At 67.7% G+C, this 14,904-nt stretch carries 17 protein-coding genes; 8 read left to right on the forward strand and 9 right to left on the reverse strand.

From position 1 onward, the window contains the following. Positions 1-1,437 (reverse strand): 3-isopropylmalate dehydratase large subunit, encoded by a 1,437-nt coding sequence (gene leuC, locus E3D03_RS07330; RefSeq protein ID WP_263566419.1) that lies wholly within the window; start codon positions 1,435-1,437, stop codon positions 1-3. Positions 1,438-1,727: 290 nt separating this feature from the next. Here leuC and E3D03_RS07335 point away from each other — a divergent pair, with 290 nt between their 5' ends. The 4 genes from E3D03_RS07335 to E3D03_RS07350 all read left to right on the forward strand — a co-directional run bounded on the left by E3D03_RS07335 (position 1,728) and on the right by E3D03_RS07350 (position 4,567). Next, positions 1,728-1,961 (forward strand): hypothetical protein, encoded by a 234-nt coding sequence (locus E3D03_RS07335; protein ID WP_263566420.1) that lies wholly within the window; start codon positions 1,728-1,730, stop codon positions 1,959-1,961. A 102-nt stretch (positions 1,962-2,063) separates the two neighbouring features. After that, the gene (gene rsfS, locus E3D03_RS07340; protein WP_017998745.1) at positions 2,064-2,495 is read left to right on the forward strand and encodes a ribosome silencing factor; all 432 of its coding nucleotides are present in this window, start codon (positions 2,064-2,066) and stop codon (positions 2,493-2,495) included. A 3-nt stretch (positions 2,496-2,498) separates the two neighbouring features. After that, the gene (gene rlmH / locus E3D03_RS07345; RefSeq protein ID WP_263566421.1) at positions 2,499-2,966 is read left to right on the forward strand and encodes a 23S rRNA (pseudouridine(1915)-N(3))-methyltransferase RlmH; all 468 of its coding nucleotides are present in this window, start codon (positions 2,499-2,501) and stop codon (positions 2,964-2,966) included. A gap of 1,079 nt (positions 2,967-4,045) precedes the next feature. Continuing rightward, positions 4,046-4,567, forward strand: coding sequence for a hypothetical protein (locus E3D03_RS07350; RefSeq protein WP_263566422.1), 522 nt, complete (start codon positions 4,046-4,048; stop codon positions 4,565-4,567). 6 nt (positions 4,568-4,573) lie between these two features. On the opposite strand, the gene E3D03_RS07355 is transcribed toward E3D03_RS07350, so the two are convergent. After that, positions 4,574-5,401 (reverse strand): TIGR00730 family Rossman fold protein, encoded by an 828-nt coding sequence (locus tag E3D03_RS07355; protein ID WP_411969803.1) that lies wholly within the window; start codon positions 5,399-5,401, stop codon positions 4,574-4,576. A gap of 95 nt (positions 5,402-5,496) precedes the next feature. Between E3D03_RS07355 and dapD the strand changes: the two genes are divergently transcribed. Both dapD and E3D03_RS07365 read left to right on the forward strand, forming a co-directional pair. Continuing rightward, positions 5,497-6,321 (forward strand): 2,3,4,5-tetrahydropyridine-2,6-dicarboxylate N-succinyltransferase, encoded by an 825-nt coding sequence (dapD, locus tag E3D03_RS07360; protein ID WP_263566423.1) that lies wholly within the window; start codon positions 5,497-5,499, stop codon positions 6,319-6,321. A gap of 106 nt (positions 6,322-6,427) precedes the next feature. Continuing rightward, entirely contained in the window at positions 6,428-6,679 is a 252-nt protein-coding gene (locus E3D03_RS07365; RefSeq protein WP_062561382.1) for a GlsB/YeaQ/YmgE family stress response membrane protein, read from the forward strand. Between the two features lie 36 nt (positions 6,680-6,715). Here E3D03_RS07365 and E3D03_RS07370 read toward each other — a convergent pair whose 3' ends face one another. Continuing rightward, the gene (locus E3D03_RS07370) at positions 6,716-7,186 is read right to left on the reverse strand and encodes a YbaK/EbsC family protein (protein ID WP_263566424.1); all 471 of its coding nucleotides are present in this window, start codon (positions 7,184-7,186) and stop codon (positions 6,716-6,718) included. Positions 7,187-7,241: 55 nt separating this feature from the next. Between E3D03_RS07370 and E3D03_RS07375 the strand changes: the two genes are divergently transcribed. Both E3D03_RS07375 and E3D03_RS07380 read left to right on the forward strand, forming a co-directional pair. After that, a complete protein-coding gene (locus E3D03_RS07375; RefSeq protein ID WP_172823737.1) occupies positions 7,242-7,556 on the forward strand; it encodes a hypothetical protein in 315 nt (104 codons plus the stop codon). Between the two features lie 66 nt (positions 7,557-7,622). Next, complete coding sequence (locus tag E3D03_RS07380) at positions 7,623-8,873, forward strand: lytic murein transglycosylase (RefSeq protein WP_263566425.1); 1,251 nt, start codon at positions 7,623-7,625, stop codon at positions 8,871-8,873. Between the two features lie 82 nt (positions 8,874-8,955). Here E3D03_RS07380 and E3D03_RS07385 read toward each other — a convergent pair whose 3' ends face one another. From E3D03_RS07385 to E3D03_RS07410, 6 genes are all read right to left on the reverse strand, one after another. Beyond that, on the reverse strand, positions 8,956-9,444 hold the full coding sequence (locus E3D03_RS07385; RefSeq protein ID WP_263566426.1) for an RNA pyrophosphohydrolase: 489 nt from the start codon (positions 9,442-9,444) through the stop codon (positions 8,956-8,958). Beyond that, on the reverse strand, positions 9,441-10,859 hold the full coding sequence (locus E3D03_RS07390) for a S41 family peptidase (RefSeq protein ID WP_263566427.1): 1,419 nt from the start codon (positions 10,857-10,859) through the stop codon (positions 9,441-9,443). Before E3D03_RS07390 ends, E3D03_RS07385 begins: the two co-directional genes overlap by 4 nt. Further along, positions 10,856-12,094 (reverse strand): murein hydrolase activator EnvC family protein, encoded by a 1,239-nt coding sequence (locus E3D03_RS07395; protein WP_263566428.1) that lies wholly within the window; start codon positions 12,092-12,094, stop codon positions 10,856-10,858. The genes E3D03_RS07390 and E3D03_RS07395 overlap by 4 nt, the downstream gene beginning before the upstream one ends. After that, on the reverse strand, positions 12,091-13,614 hold the full coding sequence (gpmI, locus tag E3D03_RS07400) for a 2,3-bisphosphoglycerate-independent phosphoglycerate mutase (protein WP_062561376.1): 1,524 nt from the start codon (positions 13,612-13,614) through the stop codon (positions 12,091-12,093). The genes E3D03_RS07395 and gpmI overlap by 4 nt, the downstream gene beginning before the upstream one ends. 106 nt (positions 13,615-13,720) lie before the next feature. Continuing rightward, entirely contained in the window at positions 13,721-14,260 is a 540-nt protein-coding gene (locus E3D03_RS07405; protein ID WP_062561375.1) for a helix-turn-helix transcriptional regulator, read from the reverse strand. 5 nt (positions 14,261-14,265) lie between these two features. Continuing rightward, complete coding sequence (locus E3D03_RS07410) at positions 14,266-14,904, reverse strand: cytochrome b/b6 domain-containing protein (protein WP_263566496.1); 639 nt, start codon at positions 14,902-14,904, stop codon at positions 14,266-14,268.

Genomic DNA, 14,904 nt, shown 5'->3' on the forward strand with positions numbered 1-14,904 from the left:
TCAGACGGTTTCCGCCAGCAGTTCGCGCACGTCGGTCAGGTGACCCGCGATCCCCGCCGCCGCCGCCATCACCGGCGACATCAGATGGGTGCGGCCGCCGCGGCCCATGCGGCCCTCGAAATTGCGGTTCGAGGTCGCGGCGCAGCGCTCGCCCGGCGCCAGCTGGTCGGGGTTCATGCCCAGGCACATCGAGCAGCCCGCCAGCCGCCATTCGAAGCCGGCGTCGGTAAAGATCTTGTCCAGACCCTCTTCCTCGGCCTGCAGGCGCACCAGGCCCGAGCCGGGCACGACCATGCCGCGCACGCCCGGCGCCAGGTGCTTGCCTTTCAGGATGCCTGCGGCGGCGCGCAGGTCCTCGATCCGGCCGTTGGTGCAGGAGCCGATGAAGACCGCGTCGATCCTGACCTCGTTCAGCGGCGTGCCGGGCTTCAGGCCCATGTAGTCGAGGGAGCGGCGCGCGGCCTCGACCTTGCCGCCCTCGAAATCCTCGGGGGCCGGGACCTTGTCGGTGATCGCCACCACGTCCTCGGGCGAGGTCCCCCAGGTCACCACCGGGGCGATGTCCTCGCCGCGGATGGTGATGACCTTGTCCCAATGCGCGCCCTCGTCGGTGAACAGCGTCTTCCACCAGCTGACGGCGGCCTCCCAGGCGGCGCCCTTCGGGGCGTGCGGGCGGCCCATGCAATAGGCGAAGGTCTTTTCGTCCGGCGCGATCAGGCCGGCGCGGGCGCCGCCCTCGATCGCCATGTTGCAGACGGTCATGCGGCCTTCCATCGACAGGTCGCGGATCGCCTCGCCGCAATATTCGATGACATAGCCGGTGCCGCCGGCGGTGCCGGTCTTGCCGATCACCGCCAGGGTGATGTCCTTGGCGGTGACGCCGGGACGCAGCTTGCCGGTGATCTCCACCTTCATGTTTTTGGATTTCTTCTGGATCAGCGTTTGCGTCGCCAGGACGTGCTCGACTTCCGAGGTGCCGATGCCATGCGCCAGCGCGCCGAAGGCGCCATGCGTCGCGGTATGGCTGTCGCCGCAAACGACCGTCATGCCGGGCAGGGTCCAGCCCTGTTCCGGGCCGACGATATGCACGATGCCTTGGCGGATGTCGCTCATCGGGTAATAGTTCAGCCCGAATTCGCGGGCGTTCTTGTCCAGCTCGGCGACCTGGATGCGGCCCTCGGGGTTCTCGATCCCGTTCACGCGGTCGGCGGTGGTGGGCACGTTGTGGTCCGGCACGGCGATGGTGCGCTCGGGCGAATGGACCTTGCGGCCGGCCATGCGCAGCCCCTCGAAGGCCTGGGGCGAGGTCACTTCATGCACCAAGTGGCGGTCGATATAGAGGATGCAGGTGCCGTCCTCTTGCCGGTCCACCACATGGGCGTCGAAGATCTTGTCATACAGGGTGCGGGGCGCGCCCGCATTGGTCTTGCCAGTCATGGCTGTCTCTTTCCGAAAGAGTAGCTAGGGAAAATCGCTGGTGGTCCGCTGGACCTGGCGCGCGCGCAGGCGCCGCCACCCGTCAAAGTCGCGCGGTGACGGACAGGCTTTCGCCGTAGAACCGGCCGGGCAGGCGGGCGCGGTCATGGATATCGAAATAGACGAATCCTTGCATGTCGGCAGTCATACGCCGGTTTTGGCCCGCGTTCAACATCGTCACACGCGGCTGTTAATTCCATGTTGAGCATTGGCCTCTATCTTGCCCCCGGAACTGAGGGAAAGGATCGGGCATGCTGATTCGCATCGTCCTGCGGGTGATCCCGCTGATCTGCGTGGCAATTTTCACCCTGGCGGTCTATCTGGCCGACACGCCGATGGAGCGCGCGCGGCACTTGGTGCGGCTGGACCACCCCCGGCTGGCCTGGAGCTCGGGCCTGGTGCGCTGCCCCGATCCCTGGGGAAATCTGCCGGTTTCCGCCTGTCTTTATGCGAACCCGCCCAGAATTCCTGCGCCCCCGCATTGAGCGGGCGCGATTCCGTGCTACATTGAAAGGGCCCGGCGCCGGGGGTGAACGGCGCGTTGACCGGAGGATGAACCCCTGTCCAATACCGTCCCGTCGGCCCCTGTGCCGGCAGCGACCACCGCGGAGCCCGGGCTGACCAGCGATCAGCTGCTGGACCGCATTCTTGCCTCTCTCGACGACGACAAGGCCGAGGATGTCGTGACCATCGACCTGCGCGGCCGTTCGGCCATGGCCGATCACATGGTGATCGCCTCGGGTCGCAATGCGCGCCAGGTGGCCGCCATCGCCGAAAAGCTGGTGGAGCGCCTGAAAGAACAGACTGGCCGCTCGGCCCGCGTCGAAGGCAAGGAAACCGGCGACTGGGTGCTGATCGACACCGACGACGTGATCGTCCATGTCTTCCGCCCCGAGGTCCGCGAATTCTATCAGCTGGAAAAGATGTGGATGCCCGCCGACGCGCTGCGCTCGGCCACGCTGGACCGGCTGCGCGCCGACCACGCCGCCGAGGAAGCGGCCCGCAAGCCCCAGAACTGAGCCATGCGCATGGTCATTGCCGCGGTCGGGCGGCTGCGGCAGGGACCGGAGGCGAGCCTGATCGCCGATTACCTTGACCGCCACGCCAAGGCGGGCCGCGCGCTTGGCCTGCCGCCGGTGAACCTGGTCGAGGTCGAGGACAAGCGCGGCGGCGGCATGGCGGCCGAGGCGCCGCTGCTGGCCAGGGCCATCCCCGACGGTGCCGCGCTGGTGGTGCTGGACGAACGCGGGCAGATGCTCAGCTCGCCCGAATTCGCCGCCCGCATCGCCGGCTTCCGCGACGCGGCGCGCGACCTGGCCTTCGTGATCGGCGGCACGGACGGGATCGACCCCGGCTTGCGGTCGCGGGCCGACCTGGCGGTCAGCTTCGGCCGCATGGTCTGGCCGCATATGCTGGTGCGGGTCATGCTGGCCGAGCAGATCTATCGCGCCACCACCATCCTGGCCGGCAGCCCCTATCACCGCGAATAGCGGGAGCCGAAGGCTGCGGCTGGTCCCGAGCTTCGCGCAACGACGAGGTCCTGCAAGGCGCCGAGGCTTGGCGGCGACTTCCGGTGCCGGCTGGCTTTTGCGGGGGCTTGAGGCTTGGCGCAAATGGTCTGCAAGCAAGCGGAAGGCGAGGGGTTTCATGGGCTTGCCGCGCGGCCCAGGGCGGCGCATTGACGCCTGCATGCCCGACAACCCGGCCGCCAGATCGCCGAGTCCTGCTGCCGGCAACCAGGAAGTTTCGTTGCGCCGAGGGGCGCGCGGCTCATGCGGTCCCGCAGGATAGGAATTCCGCCTGCCGATCTGACGCGCGGTGAAGATGTGAAAAGGAAAGCTTTTTGTGTTTTAGTGTATTCTTGATAGCACCTTGTTTTTTCCATGGGGGAGTCAATGGCAAAATCGGTTGATGAGTTCAAGAAAGAATGGGAAGATAAAAATTCGCACTAACCCTTCTGAATATGGAGCCAAGGAAGCCGATAATGTGACGGTTTCCTTCGCTTCAGATTCTGCCATCCAAAAACATCTGGATGGAAGCGCGGCAGGTATAATTGAATGCTGCCTTGTCGTGGTGGAAGTGCCTCTTTTGGGTAAGAAATGCGCAGTTCCACCTGGTGCAGACCCTGATAACAAATGCTTATAAACAACATCATGCACTGGATACTATCTTTGCTAGCACTCTAGCTTGCTACTGAACTAGCCCACTAGCAGAATAGACAGACCAATCCCCGGCTGCGCTACGCGGCAGAATGGGTTTTATGGCACGGCAAACCCCGGTGCGACGGATCGCGCCGGGGATGTGTCCCAGACCAGCGAGTCGAGAGCCGTCATTCGCTCGATCTCAGTCGTCCAAGTCGTGAGCGACAGGGTGCCGGCCGGTGATGGCTCGGCCGCTTGCCGGAATGCAATCTCCGGCGACACGCAAGAAGATCCGGCTTGCCGTCCTGACAACCCGGCAACCCTCTATAACCATTAAGGTTTTACGCATTTATCCCGGGAGGCGCGGCTGAAAACCGCGGCTTTCGGGTTATGATGCGGCATTCCGTCAATGAGTCGCCAGGTATGCCATGATCCCTCTCGCCAACCCGATCCAAAGCCGCGCCGGACCCGCCGCCGCGCCGCAGCTCCGTCCCGGCGACGCCGCCGGCCCGACCATCGCCGCGGCCGAGGCCGAGATCCCGCCGGTCGAGGAATCCGCCGCTGCCAGCGCCGACGTGCAGCTGGGCCACGAGGGCATCGGCCATGCCCGCGAGGCGACACAGGGCGAGACCCGGCGCGTCGCACCGACCAAATCCGCCGTCGAGGATTCCGACGGGCCGCAGGACCGCGCCGTGTTCCGCGCCAAGGTCATCAAGTTCCTCAACGCGATGTATGGCGACGACGAGGCGTTCCAGCGCGCCCTGAAGCTGGGCACCATCGTCGTGCGCGCGGTCGAGGACCAGCCCGAGCCCGAGATGCGGCCCGAGCTGACCTATGCGATCTATCGCGAAGGCGCGGCGCTGGCCGCGGCAGAGGAGGTGCAGCGCCGCGCCGGCGGGCCGCCTGTCAGCGTCGGGCCGAATGATTTCGTCGCCTGGTGGCCGAAGTGACCTGCCTCAGGGGCAGGGCACGACCCAGTTGTCGATGATCGCGACGGCTTCCTCGGCGGTTTCGACGAAGCTGATCAGCTCCAGATCCTCGGGGCTGATGGTGCCGGCCTCGGCCAGCGCCTGCCAGTTGATGACCTTGTGCCAGAACTCGCGGCCGAACAGGATGAAGGGCACCCGCGCCATGCGGCCGGTCTGGATCAGGGTCAGCGCCTCGAACATCTCGTCGAGCGTGCCGAAGCCGCCGGGGAACACCGTCACCGCCTTGGCGCGCATCAGGAAATGCATCTTCCTGATCGCGAAATAGTGGAAGTTGAAGCACAGGTCGGGCGTCACATATTGGTTCGGCGCCTGTTCATGCGGCAGCACGATGGACAGGCCGATCGAGATTCCGCCGGCCTGGAATGCCCCCATGTTGCCGGCCTGCATCACGCCCGGGCCGCCGCCGGTGCAGATGACGTTCTCGGCGCCATAGCTTTCCAGACTGCGCTCGGTCATCTGGCGGGCAAAGCTGCGCGCCTCGTCGTAATAGCGCGACAGCGCCGCCAGTTCCGGGGTGCGGGCGCTGTCCCTTTCCGCCGGCGCCGGGATGCGCGCGCCACCGAACATCACCACGGTCGAGCGGATGCCGCGCGCGTCCATGATCATCTGCGGCTTCAGCAGCTCCAGCTGCAGCCGCACCGGGCGCAGCTCCTCGCGCAGCATGAATTCGGTATCGGTGAAGGCCAGCCGATAGGCCGGGGCGCGGGTCTGCGGCGTGTCGGGGGTGATGCGCGCCGCTGCCACGTCCTGCTGGCTGTCGCGGAAGGGGTGGCTGCGCTCTTCTTCGTCCATCATCCAAACCTCTGGCACGGGTCGCCGTACATTGCACGGCCGCAGCCCTCGGCTTATAGCCCTTGGGCACGAGTTTCCATCCCGAGAGAGGCCAGACCATGTCGAATGACGCCCTTGAAGCCGCCATCGAATCCGCCTGGGAGATCCGCGACCAGATCACCCCGGCCACCAGGGGCGAGGCCCGCGACGCCATCGAGGCGACGCTCGAGGCGCTGGACAAGGGCGCGCTGCGCGTCGCCGAAAAGCGTGGCGCCGACTGGCATGTGAACCAATGGGCGAAAAAGGCGGTGCTCCTGGGCTTTCGGCTGAAGGACATGGAGATGCAGCCGGGCGGCCCGCAGAACGGCACCTGGTGGGACAAGGTGGACAGCAAGTTCGCTGGCTGGGGCGAGAACCGCTGGCGCGAGGCCGGGTTTCGCGCCGTGCCGAACTGCATCGTGCGCCGCTCGGCCTATATCGCCAAGGGCGTGGTGCTGATGCCCAGCTTCGTGAACCTGGGCGCCTATGTCGATGAGGGCACCATGGTCGACACCTGGGCCACCGTCGGCAGCTGCGCGCAGATCGGCAAGAACGTCCACCTGTCGGGCGGCGTCGGCATCGGCGGCGTGCTGGAGCCGATGCAGGCCGGCCCGACCATCATCGAGGACAACTGCTTTATCGGCGCCCGTTCCGAGGTGGTCGAGGGCTGCATCGTGCGCGAGGGCTCGGTCCTGGGCATGGGCGTCTTCATCGGCAAGTCGACCAAGATCGTCGACCGCGAGACCGGCGAGGTGATGTATGGCGAGGTTCCGGCCGGTTCGGTCGTGGTCGCGGGCTCGCTGCCGTCGAAGAACGGCGTGAACCTTTACTGCGCGGTGATCGTGAAGCGCGTCGATGCGCAGACCCGCTCCAAGACCTCGATCAACGAGTTGCTGCGCGACTGAGCTGTTGCGCGCCTGCATCGGATTCACCCTGGCGTGAATCCGATGTGAAACCGATCCGCCCCGCCCGCGTTCAATTCCGCAGCCTCAGCAGCAAGCGGAGTTTCACATGCAGGGTTTGGGTTGGATTGCCGCGATCATCGTCGGCGGTCTCGCGGGCTGGATCGCCAGCAATATCATGAAGGCCGACACCGGGGTCTTTCTCAATGTCATCCTGGGTATCGTCGGGGCCGTGGTCGGCAACGCGCTCCTGGGTCTCGTGGGCCTGAACGCGCAGGCCGGCAGTTGGCTGGCGCAGGGCGTGGCCGGGCTGATCGGCGCGGTGGTGCTGATCTGGCTCTACCGAGCGGTGGCCGGCTAGCGAAAACGGGGCGGGTCGATCCCGCCCCTTTTCATATCAGGCGGTGAAATCGGCCGTCGTGGCCCCGGTCAGCCGCAGCAGGTCTGCGGGGGCGATGGCAAAGACATGGCGCGGCGTGCCCGCCGCCGCCCAGACCTGTTCGAAATCCAGCAGGCGCGGGTCCAGCCAGGCCTCGATCCGGTTCAGGTGACCGACCGGGGCGACGCCGCCGATGGCAAAGCCGGTCTCGGCGCGGATCAGCTCGGCATCGGCCTTGCCCAGGTTTTGCCCGGCCAGCGCCGTGGCCTTGGCCGGATCGACGCGATTGCCGCCGGCGGTCAGGAACAGGACGACATGGCCCGAGGCCTCGCCGCGAAAGATGATCGACTTGGCGATCTGGTCGACCGCGCAGCCGACCGCGGCCGCCGCGCCCTCGGCGGTGCTGGCGCTGTCGTCGGTCTCGCGGATCTCGACCGCCAGGCCGGCGGCCTCCAGGGCTGATTGCACGCGGCGCAGGCTCTTGCTCATTGTCCCCTCCTTGGTTTCGGGCGATATGACGGCAAAACCGCAGGAAGGGAAAGCCATGACCCAGCAGGTCTATACGCTTCTGGTCGAGGTCGGCCGCGCCAGGGACGACGGCCTGCCGGAAGGCGCGACGGGCGCCGCGCTGGTCTGCTACGCCTCGGGCAAGGACGAGGACGAGGCGGTGCGCGAAACCGTCGCCATCCTGAAGCAGGCGGGCCTGGCCCCGATCGAGGTCACCGGCCACGGCAGCATCGACGAGCGCCTGGCCGAGGGCCATGAGATCCCCGAGGAAGAGCGCGCCCTGATGGACCGCGCCCTGGCCGAGAACGCGGTGATCGTGGCGCAGATGGAGCCGCTTTACGGCGAGGATTGACTATCCATCGCCCGCCGCCGCCGCTAGACTGGCCCGCAACCAGAACAAGCAGAGCGGACAGGCAGCATGACCAGACGGATTTCCCGCATCGCCCTTGGCGCGATCCTGATTGCCGGCCTGGCCGGCTGCGGGGTGTCGATGAACCGCACGCCCGGCGCCCCCGGCGGCAATTTCGGCGGCCTGCCCACGGCGAACGGCCAGGGCAGCGAGGCGGGCTTCCAGAGCTGGGTGGCCAGCTTCCGCCCCCGCGCGCTCGCGGCGGGTATCTCGGGCGCGACCTTCGACCGCGCCATGGCGGATGCGCATTTCATGCCCAGCCTGATCGCGCTCGACCGCAAGCAGAGCGAATTCGCCAAACCGGTCTGGGACTATCTCGACGGCGCCATCGGCACGCGCGGCGCCACCGGCCGCAGCAAGGCGGCGCAATATTCCTCGACGCTGGCCGCCATCGAATCGCGCTATGGCGTCCCGCGCGAGGTGGTGCTGGCGGTCTGGGGCATGGAATCGAACTTCGGCGCCAATCGCGGCAATACCCGCATCGTGCCGGCGCTGGCGACGCTGGCCTATGACGGCCGGCGCGGCGAATTCTTCGCCGGCGAGCTGGTCTCGGCGCTGCGCATCATCCAGTCGGGCGACGTGGACAGCGCGCATATGGTCGGCAGCTGGGCCGGCGCCATGGGGCATACGCAGTTCATGCCCTCGTCCTTCCTGGCGCATGCGGTGGATTTCAACGGCGACGGCCGCCGCGACATCTGGTCGGACGATCCGACCGACGCGCTGGCCTCGACCGCGCATTACCTGCGTCAGAACGGCTGGCGCCCCGGCCAGCCCTGGGGGACCGAGGTCATCCTGCCGCCCGACTTCGACTTCAACAACGCCGGCAAGGCGGTGCAGCGCTCGGGCAGCCAATGGGCGGCCATGGGCGTGCGCACCCGCAACGGCAGCGCGGTGCCCTCGGGCTCGATCCTGGTCCCGGCCGGATCGCGCGGCCCGGCCTTCCTGATCACGGAAAACTTCCGCGCCATCCTGAAATACAACGCCTCGGACAGCTACGCCCTGGCCGTCAGCTACCTGGGCGAATCCATCGCCGGCCGCCCCGGCATCCAAGGGTCATGGCCGCGCGGCGACCGCACGCTCTCGACCAGCGAAAAGGCCGAGATCCAGCGCCTGCTGATGGCCAAGGGCTTCGACACCGGCGGGGTGGACGGCAAGCTCGGCAGTCAGTCGGCCGAGGCGATCAAGGCCTTCCAGCGCGCCCGCGGCGTCACGCCCGACGGCTATGCCGACACAAGCCTGCTGGCCCTGCTGCGCAGCTGAACGGCAAAGGGCGGCCCATCCCGGCCGCCCTTCGACTTCTTTGCTCTGCAAATACCCAACACCTGCCGCGCCACCGGCGCGATCAGGCCAGGATCTCGCGGAACTCGCCCAATACGCGCGCATAGACATCGCGCTTGAAGGGCACGATGGATTCCAGCACATCGGCCGCGCGCATCCATTGCCAGCGGTCGAACTCGGGATGTTCGGTGGCGATCCGCACCGCCTCGTCCGGGCCAAGGAAACGCATGGCGAACCATTTCTGCTTCTGGCCGCCGTATTTGCCCTTCCAGACCTTGCCCAGCAGCTCGGGCGGCAGGTCGTAGGTCACCCAGTCGGCGGTCTCGGCCAGCACGTCCACCAGGTCGGTGGTGACGCCGGTCTCCTCGACCAGCTCGCGCAGCGCGGCGTCGCGCGGCGTCTCGCCCGCGTCGATGCCGCCCTGCGGCATCTGCCAGGCCGGGGTCGGGTTGTCGATGCGCTGCCCGGCAAAGACCAGGCCGGCCGGGTTGATCAGCACCACCCCGGCGCAGGGCCGATAGGGCAGGCCCGAAGGCCCCAACAGCTCGGTCATTGCGTCTGCGCGCCCTGCGCCGCGTTCTCGCCGGTATTGGCGGGCTTGGCCGCCTCGGGCACGGCCTTGGCGTTGTAGTCCATCGCCGCCAGCCCCTTCAGGATGTCCACGGCATAGGCCAACTGGTAATCCTCCTCGCGCAGCTTGGCGGTGGCCTCGACCTCCTTGGCCTCCTCCTGCATCTGCTTCTTCTCCTCGTCCGACACGGCGTCGTTGTTCAGCGCGCCGCGCAGGTCGGCCTCGGAGCTGAGGAATTTCGAATCGGTCTTGGGCTTGTTCTCGTCCTCGCCCTCCGCGGCCTGGGGCGGGGTCGGCTGCTCGACGATGATGTCGGGCTGGATCCCCAGCGCCTGGATCGACCGGCCGGACGGCGTGTAATAGCGCGCCGTGGTCAGGCGGATGGCGCTGTCGGCGGTGACCGGCATCACGGTCTGGACCGAGCCCTTGCCGAAGGACTTGGTGCCCACGACGATGGCGCGGCGGTGATCCTGAAGCGCGCCGGTGACGATCTCCGAGGCCGAGGCCGAGCCGCCGTTGATCAGCGCCACCATCGGCTTGCCCTCGGCCAGGTCGCCCGGCTTGGCGTTCCAGCGTTCCGATTCCTCGGGCTTGCGGCCGCGGGTCGAGACGATCTCGCCCTTGTCGAGGAAGGCGTCCGAGACGTCGATGGCCTGGTTCAACAGCCCGCCCGGGTTGTTGCGCAGGTCCAGCACGAAGCCCGTGACCTTGTCGATGCCGCCGGCGTCCTTGATCGCCTTGGCCATCTCGGTGCGCAGCGTGTCCATGGTCTCGTCGTTGAAGGTGGTGACGCGCAGCACCACGGCGTGACCCTCGATCCGGGTCTTGACCACGGTCAGCTTGATGGTGTCGCGCGTCATGGTCAGGTCGAAGGGTTCCTTCTCGCCCTCGCGCAGGATGGTGATCTTGATTTCCGAGCCGATGGGGCCGCGCATCTTCTCGACCGCCTCGTCGAGGTTCAGCCCCATCAGCGATTCGCCGTTCACATGGGTGATGAAATCGCCGGCCTTCACGCCCGCCTCGGCCGCGGGCGTGTCGTCGATGGGCGAGATGACCTTCACGAGCCCGTCCTCCTGCCCGACCTCGATGCCGAGGCCGCCGAAGCTGCCGCGGGTCTGGGTCTGCATGTCCTCGTAATCCTTGGCGGCCAGGAAGGAGGAATGCGGGTCGAGCGAGGTCAGCATGCCGTTGATCGCTGCCTCGATCAGCTTCTTGTCGTCCACCGACTCGACATAATCGGCGCGCACCCGTTCGAAGACATTGCCGAACAGGTCGAGCTGCTCATAGACCGAGGCGTTCTTGCCGGTTTCCTGCGCGACCAGGGGGCCGGCGAATTGCGTAGCGACCACGGCGCCCGCAAGCGTGCCGATCGCCCCTGCCAGAAGATAGTGTTTCATTCCGTCCCGTCCTGCCCGGTTGCGTTTTGGCCCGTTCCACCCTGCGTGGCATCGCCGATAATCGGATTCATCACGAACCACTCGGCCGGGTCCAGCATTTCCTTGCCCCGGCGCAGTTCAACATACAGTGTTTCGCTTTGCCCGGCGCCGCCGCCAGTGGCGGCATTGGCGACGAACTCGGCCCCGAATTCCTGCGCCGGCGGTTCCGCGCCGCCCATCAGCCCGACGGGCTCGCCCGCCGCCAGCACGTCGCCGGTCTCGCCAAAGACCTGCGCGAGGCCGGCAAATATCATCAGATAGCCGCGCGCGGGTTCAAGGATCATCACATTGCCGTAATCCAGCAAGGGACCGCGATAGCGGATCGTCGCCGGCCAGGGCGTCGTGACCAGCGCGGCGGGCGCGGTGGCGATGACCAGTCCCGGGCGTTCCACCCCGGCCGCGTCGGGTTCGTTGTAGCGGCGGATCACCTTGCCGATGGCGGGCAGCGCCAGGCTGCCCTGGGCGCCCTCGAAATCGGCCATGGGCGCGCCCACGTCCTGCTCCATCCCGGTGATGCCCGAGGCGAAGGCGTCCAGCGTATCGGCCGATTGCACCAGCGCGGTCAGTTCCTTGGGGTCCTCGCCGAAGCGCACCGGCAGGCTGGAACGGTCGGTGACGGCCGAGGCCAGCAGCCGCCGCGCCTCCTGCACCTGGCCCAGGCCCTGCGCCAGCACATTGGCGGCGCTCAGCTGGATGGCGCGGACGGTGCGGATCTCCTCGAGCTTCTGCTGCATCTCCTTGGCTTCGGCCTCGAGCCCCGGCGCGACCGAGGCGAGGATCATCCCGGCCCGGGCCGAAGCCTCGGGCCCCGAGGGATGCAAGAGCAGCATGGTCTCGGGCGAGCGCTGCATCGAGGTCATCACCCCCAGCACCCGGCCCAGCCGGTCGCGGCGGGCGTCGAATTCGGTGCGGATTTCCTGCTCGCGCACGCCGGCGCGGCGCAGCCCGTCGCGCAGCGCCGACAGGCCCTGCTCATAGGCGCGGATCATCCGGGTCAGCGAGGCGACCTGGTCGTCCTCGGTCAGCGCCTGGTCCAGCTGGCCCACGGCGGCGCGCAGCATCTCGGCGGCCTCGGCCGCCTCGGCCGCGGCCTGGCCCAGCTGCCCGTCGCCCTGGGTCGGGGTCGCGGTCTGCGCCGGCGCCATCGAGACCAGCCCCAGCGCCAGCGCCACCGGCAGAAGCAGCGTCAGTCTCATGCGCGCGCGATCAGCGAGCGGCCGGTCATTTCCTCCGGCAGGTCGAGGCCCATCAGCTCCAGCACCGTCGGCGCGACATCGGCCAGCCGGCCGTCGCGCAGGCTGGCGCCGGCCGGGCCGCCATAGACGATGACCGGCACCGGGTTCACGGTATGGGCGGTATGCGGGCCGCCGGTCTCGGGGTCGATCATGGTTTCGCAATTGCCGTGGTCGGCGATGACCACCGCCGCGCCGCCGGCGCGGTCCAGCGCGTCCAGCATCATGCCCAGGCCCTGGTCCACCGCCTCGCAGGCGCGGATCGCGGCGGGCAGGCTGCCGGTATGGCCGACCATGTCGGGATTGGCGAAATTCACCACGATCAGGTCGTAGCCGGCGCCGATGGCCTCGACCAGTTTGGCGCTGACCTCGGGTGCGGCCATTTCGGGCGCCAGGTCATAGGTCGCGACCTTGGGGCTTTGCGGCATGAAACGGTCCTCGCCCGGCTCCGGCGTCTCCTTGCCGCCGTTCAGGAAGAAGGTGACATGCGGGTATTTCTCGGTCTCGGCCAGGCGGAACTGGCGCAGGCCCTTCCGCGCCACCCAGGCGCCCAGCGTGTTCACCACCTGCCGCTTGGGATAGGCGGCGTCCATGAACTGGTCGTGGCGCTCCGAATAATCGACCATGCCCAGCAGCGCCGCCCATTCCGGTCGCCGCCCGGTGTCGAAGGCGGAAAAGCCGGGCTCGCCCACCGCCGCCAGGATCTCGCGCGCCCGGTCGGCGCGGAAGTTCAGGCAGAAGAACCCGTCCCCGTCCTTGGCCCCGGGATAGTTGCGGATCACCCGGGGCTGGATGAATTCGTCGGTCTCGTCCTGGCGATAGGCATCGGCGACCGCGGTGGCGGCATCCGGCGCGGGTAGGCCCTTGCCCTGCACCATCAGGGCATAGGCGCGGGCGACGCGCTCCCAGCGGTTGTCGCGGTCCATGGCGAAATAGCGCCCGACCACGGTGCCGATGCGCGCGCCCTCGGGCAGGCTGCCCTGCAGTTCGGTCAGGAAACCCAGGGCGGATTTCGGCGGCACGTCGCGGCCGTCGGTGACGGCGTGGACCACGACCGGCACGCCCTTTTCGGTCAGGGCGCGGGCGGCGGCGACGACATGGTGGATATGGCCGTGCACGCCCCCGTCCGAGATGATGCCCATCAGATGCGCCGTGCCGCCCGAGGCCTTGAGCTTGCGGATGAATTCGCCAAGCCCGGTGTTGCGGTAGAAGCTGCCGTCCTCGATGGCGAGGTCGATCTGGCCCAGGTCCATGGCGACGACGCGGCCGGCGCCGATATTGGTGTGGCCGACCTCGGAATTGCCCATCTGGCCCTTGGGCAGGCCGACATCGGGGCCGAAGGTGGTCAGCGTGGCATGCGGGCAGTCGCGCATCAGCCGGTCGAAGTTCGGCGTGCTGGCCTGGTCCGGCGCGCTTTGCTGCGGTCGGGCGGAAATGCCCCAGCCATCAAGGATGCAAAGGACGACGGGTTTGGGATGGGTCATGGGGCGCCTCACTCGCGGGTCGGGACGCTTCTACGACCTAGGGGCGCGAGGGGCAAGAATCACGGCGAAAGATCAACCGGGCGTGATGGCGGGAAGCGGGCGGGGGCTAGGGCTCCTGCGGGACGGCGCGCGCGCCGTCTTCCTTCGCCGCCGGTCTGTCGCTGAACAGGTCCTCGACGAACCAGGCTGCGAACTGGGCCCGTCCCGAGACGCCCGCCTTGGCATAGATGCGCGTCAACTGCGCCCGGATCGTGCCCTGCGCCGCGCTGCGAATGGTGGCGATCTCGGCCACGTCCAGGCCCTTCAGCGCCAGCCTTCCCACGTCACGCTCGGCTGAGGTAAGGCCCCAGATCTCGAACTGGCCCTCGACGATCCGGGCCATGTCGCCACGCGCGGCGTCCAGCATCCGCTCTTGGTCGCGCAGCCGCTCCAGCGTCAGCCGCAATTGCCAGCCGCCGATGACGATGCCCAGGATCAAGGCCAGCGCGACCAGGGCCTCGATGATGGCGTGGGCGGTGCCGGGAAAGCTCAGCAAATCGGTCAGGGCATCCCCGACGAAGAACACGGCCGCCACCGTCTGAAGCAGCAAGAGCAGCGCCAGGGCGGCGGATTGATTCCGCCACGAGGTCTTTTTGCGCCCGTCCATCGTCTCTACCGGTCTTTGCCGCGGATCATCGGCCGCACCAGGTTGCGCCCCAGGGCCCGACTTTCGGCCGCCACGCCCAGCACATGCAGCACCGCCAGGAACAGCAGCAGGTTGGCGGCAATCTCATGCACCTCTTCGACAAGCTTGGTGTCTTGGGGGCGATCATCGCCTGCGGCATCGTCCTTGACAAGGACGGACCAGTCGCCCGCCGCGACCGCCGCCCGTTCCTCGGCGATGTTGATCGGGGTCTTGCCCCCTGTCATCACCAGACCGGTGGCGATGACGACGATCAGGCCCAGCCAGAGCGCATAGACCATCATCGCCCCCGCCGGATTATGCGAGGGGTATTCGCGCGCCCTGCCGCGCAGCACCTGTCCCAGATGCCGAAGCGCGCTCAGCGGAGCGGGCGGAAAGGCGGCAAACCGCGCCTCGCGGGGGCCGACGAGGCCCCAGACCAGGCGGGCGGCCAGCAGTGCCATCGCCGCCCATCCGATCCAGATGTGAATGGTGCCACCGGGCTTGACGATCAATCCGTTGACGAAGACGGCGGCGGCGATGCCCCAATGGGAAATGCGGATCAGCGGATCCCAGGGATTGGGGGGCGCGACGGCGCCCCCGGTGTCGGGTTTGGCCAGGCGCGACAT

It is taken from the genome of Paracoccus sp. DMF (assembly GCF_004407025.1).
GTDB classification, from domain to species: Bacteria; Pseudomonadota; Alphaproteobacteria; order Rhodobacterales; family Rhodobacteraceae; genus Paracoccus; species Paracoccus aminovorans_B.

What these genes read in the sequence shown, in the direction of transcription:
- leuC (WP_263566419.1), bottom strand. Translation starts at nt 1,437, where the DNA reads ATGACTGGCAAGACCAATGCGGGCGCGCCCCGCACCCTGTATGACAAG.
- E3D03_RS07355 (WP_411969803.1), bottom strand. Translation starts at nt 5,401, where the DNA reads ATGATGGACGAAGAAGAGCGCAGCCACCCCTTCCGCGACAGCCAGCAG.
- gpmI (WP_062561376.1), bottom strand. Translation starts at nt 13,614, where the DNA reads ATGACCCATCCCAAACCCGTCGTCCTTTGCATCCTTGATGGCTGGGGC.
- E3D03_RS07410 (WP_263566496.1), bottom strand. Translation starts at nt 14,904, where the DNA reads ATGTCGCGCCTGGCCAAACCCGACACCGGGGGCGCCGTCGCGCCCCCC.
- E3D03_RS07365 (WP_062561382.1), top strand. Translation starts at nt 6,428, where the DNA reads ATGCAGGGTTTGGGTTGGATTGCCGCGATCATCGTCGGCGGTCTCGCG.
- E3D03_RS07335 (WP_263566420.1), top strand. Translation starts at nt 1,728, where the DNA reads ATGCTGATTCGCATCGTCCTGCGGGTGATCCCGCTGATCTGCGTGGCA.
- E3D03_RS07385 (WP_263566426.1), bottom strand. Translation starts at nt 9,444, where the DNA reads ATGACCGAGCTGTTGGGGCCTTCGGGCCTGCCCTATCGGCCCTGCGCC.
- E3D03_RS07390 (WP_263566427.1), bottom strand. Translation starts at nt 10,859, where the DNA reads ATGAAACACTATCTTCTGGCAGGGGCGATCGGCACGCTTGCGGGCGCC.
- E3D03_RS07405 (WP_062561375.1), bottom strand. Translation starts at nt 14,260, where the DNA reads ATGGACGGGCGCAAAAAGACCTCGTGGCGGAATCAATCCGCCGCCCTG.
- E3D03_RS07350 (WP_263566422.1), top strand. Translation starts at nt 4,046, where the DNA reads ATGATCCCTCTCGCCAACCCGATCCAAAGCCGCGCCGGACCCGCCGCC.
- dapD (WP_263566423.1), top strand. Translation starts at nt 5,497, where the DNA reads ATGTCGAATGACGCCCTTGAAGCCGCCATCGAATCCGCCTGGGAGATC.
- rlmH (WP_263566421.1), top strand. Translation starts at nt 2,499, where the DNA reads ATGCGCATGGTCATTGCCGCGGTCGGGCGGCTGCGGCAGGGACCGGAG.
- E3D03_RS07370 (WP_263566424.1), bottom strand. Translation starts at nt 7,186, where the DNA reads ATGAGCAAGAGCCTGCGCCGCGTGCAATCAGCCCTGGAGGCCGCCGGC.
- E3D03_RS07380 (WP_263566425.1), top strand. Translation starts at nt 7,623, where the DNA reads ATGACCAGACGGATTTCCCGCATCGCCCTTGGCGCGATCCTGATTGCC.
- E3D03_RS07375 (WP_172823737.1), top strand. Translation starts at nt 7,242, where the DNA reads ATGACCCAGCAGGTCTATACGCTTCTGGTCGAGGTCGGCCGCGCCAGG.
- E3D03_RS07395 (WP_263566428.1), bottom strand. Translation starts at nt 12,094, where the DNA reads ATGAGACTGACGCTGCTTCTGCCGGTGGCGCTGGCGCTGGGGCTGGTC.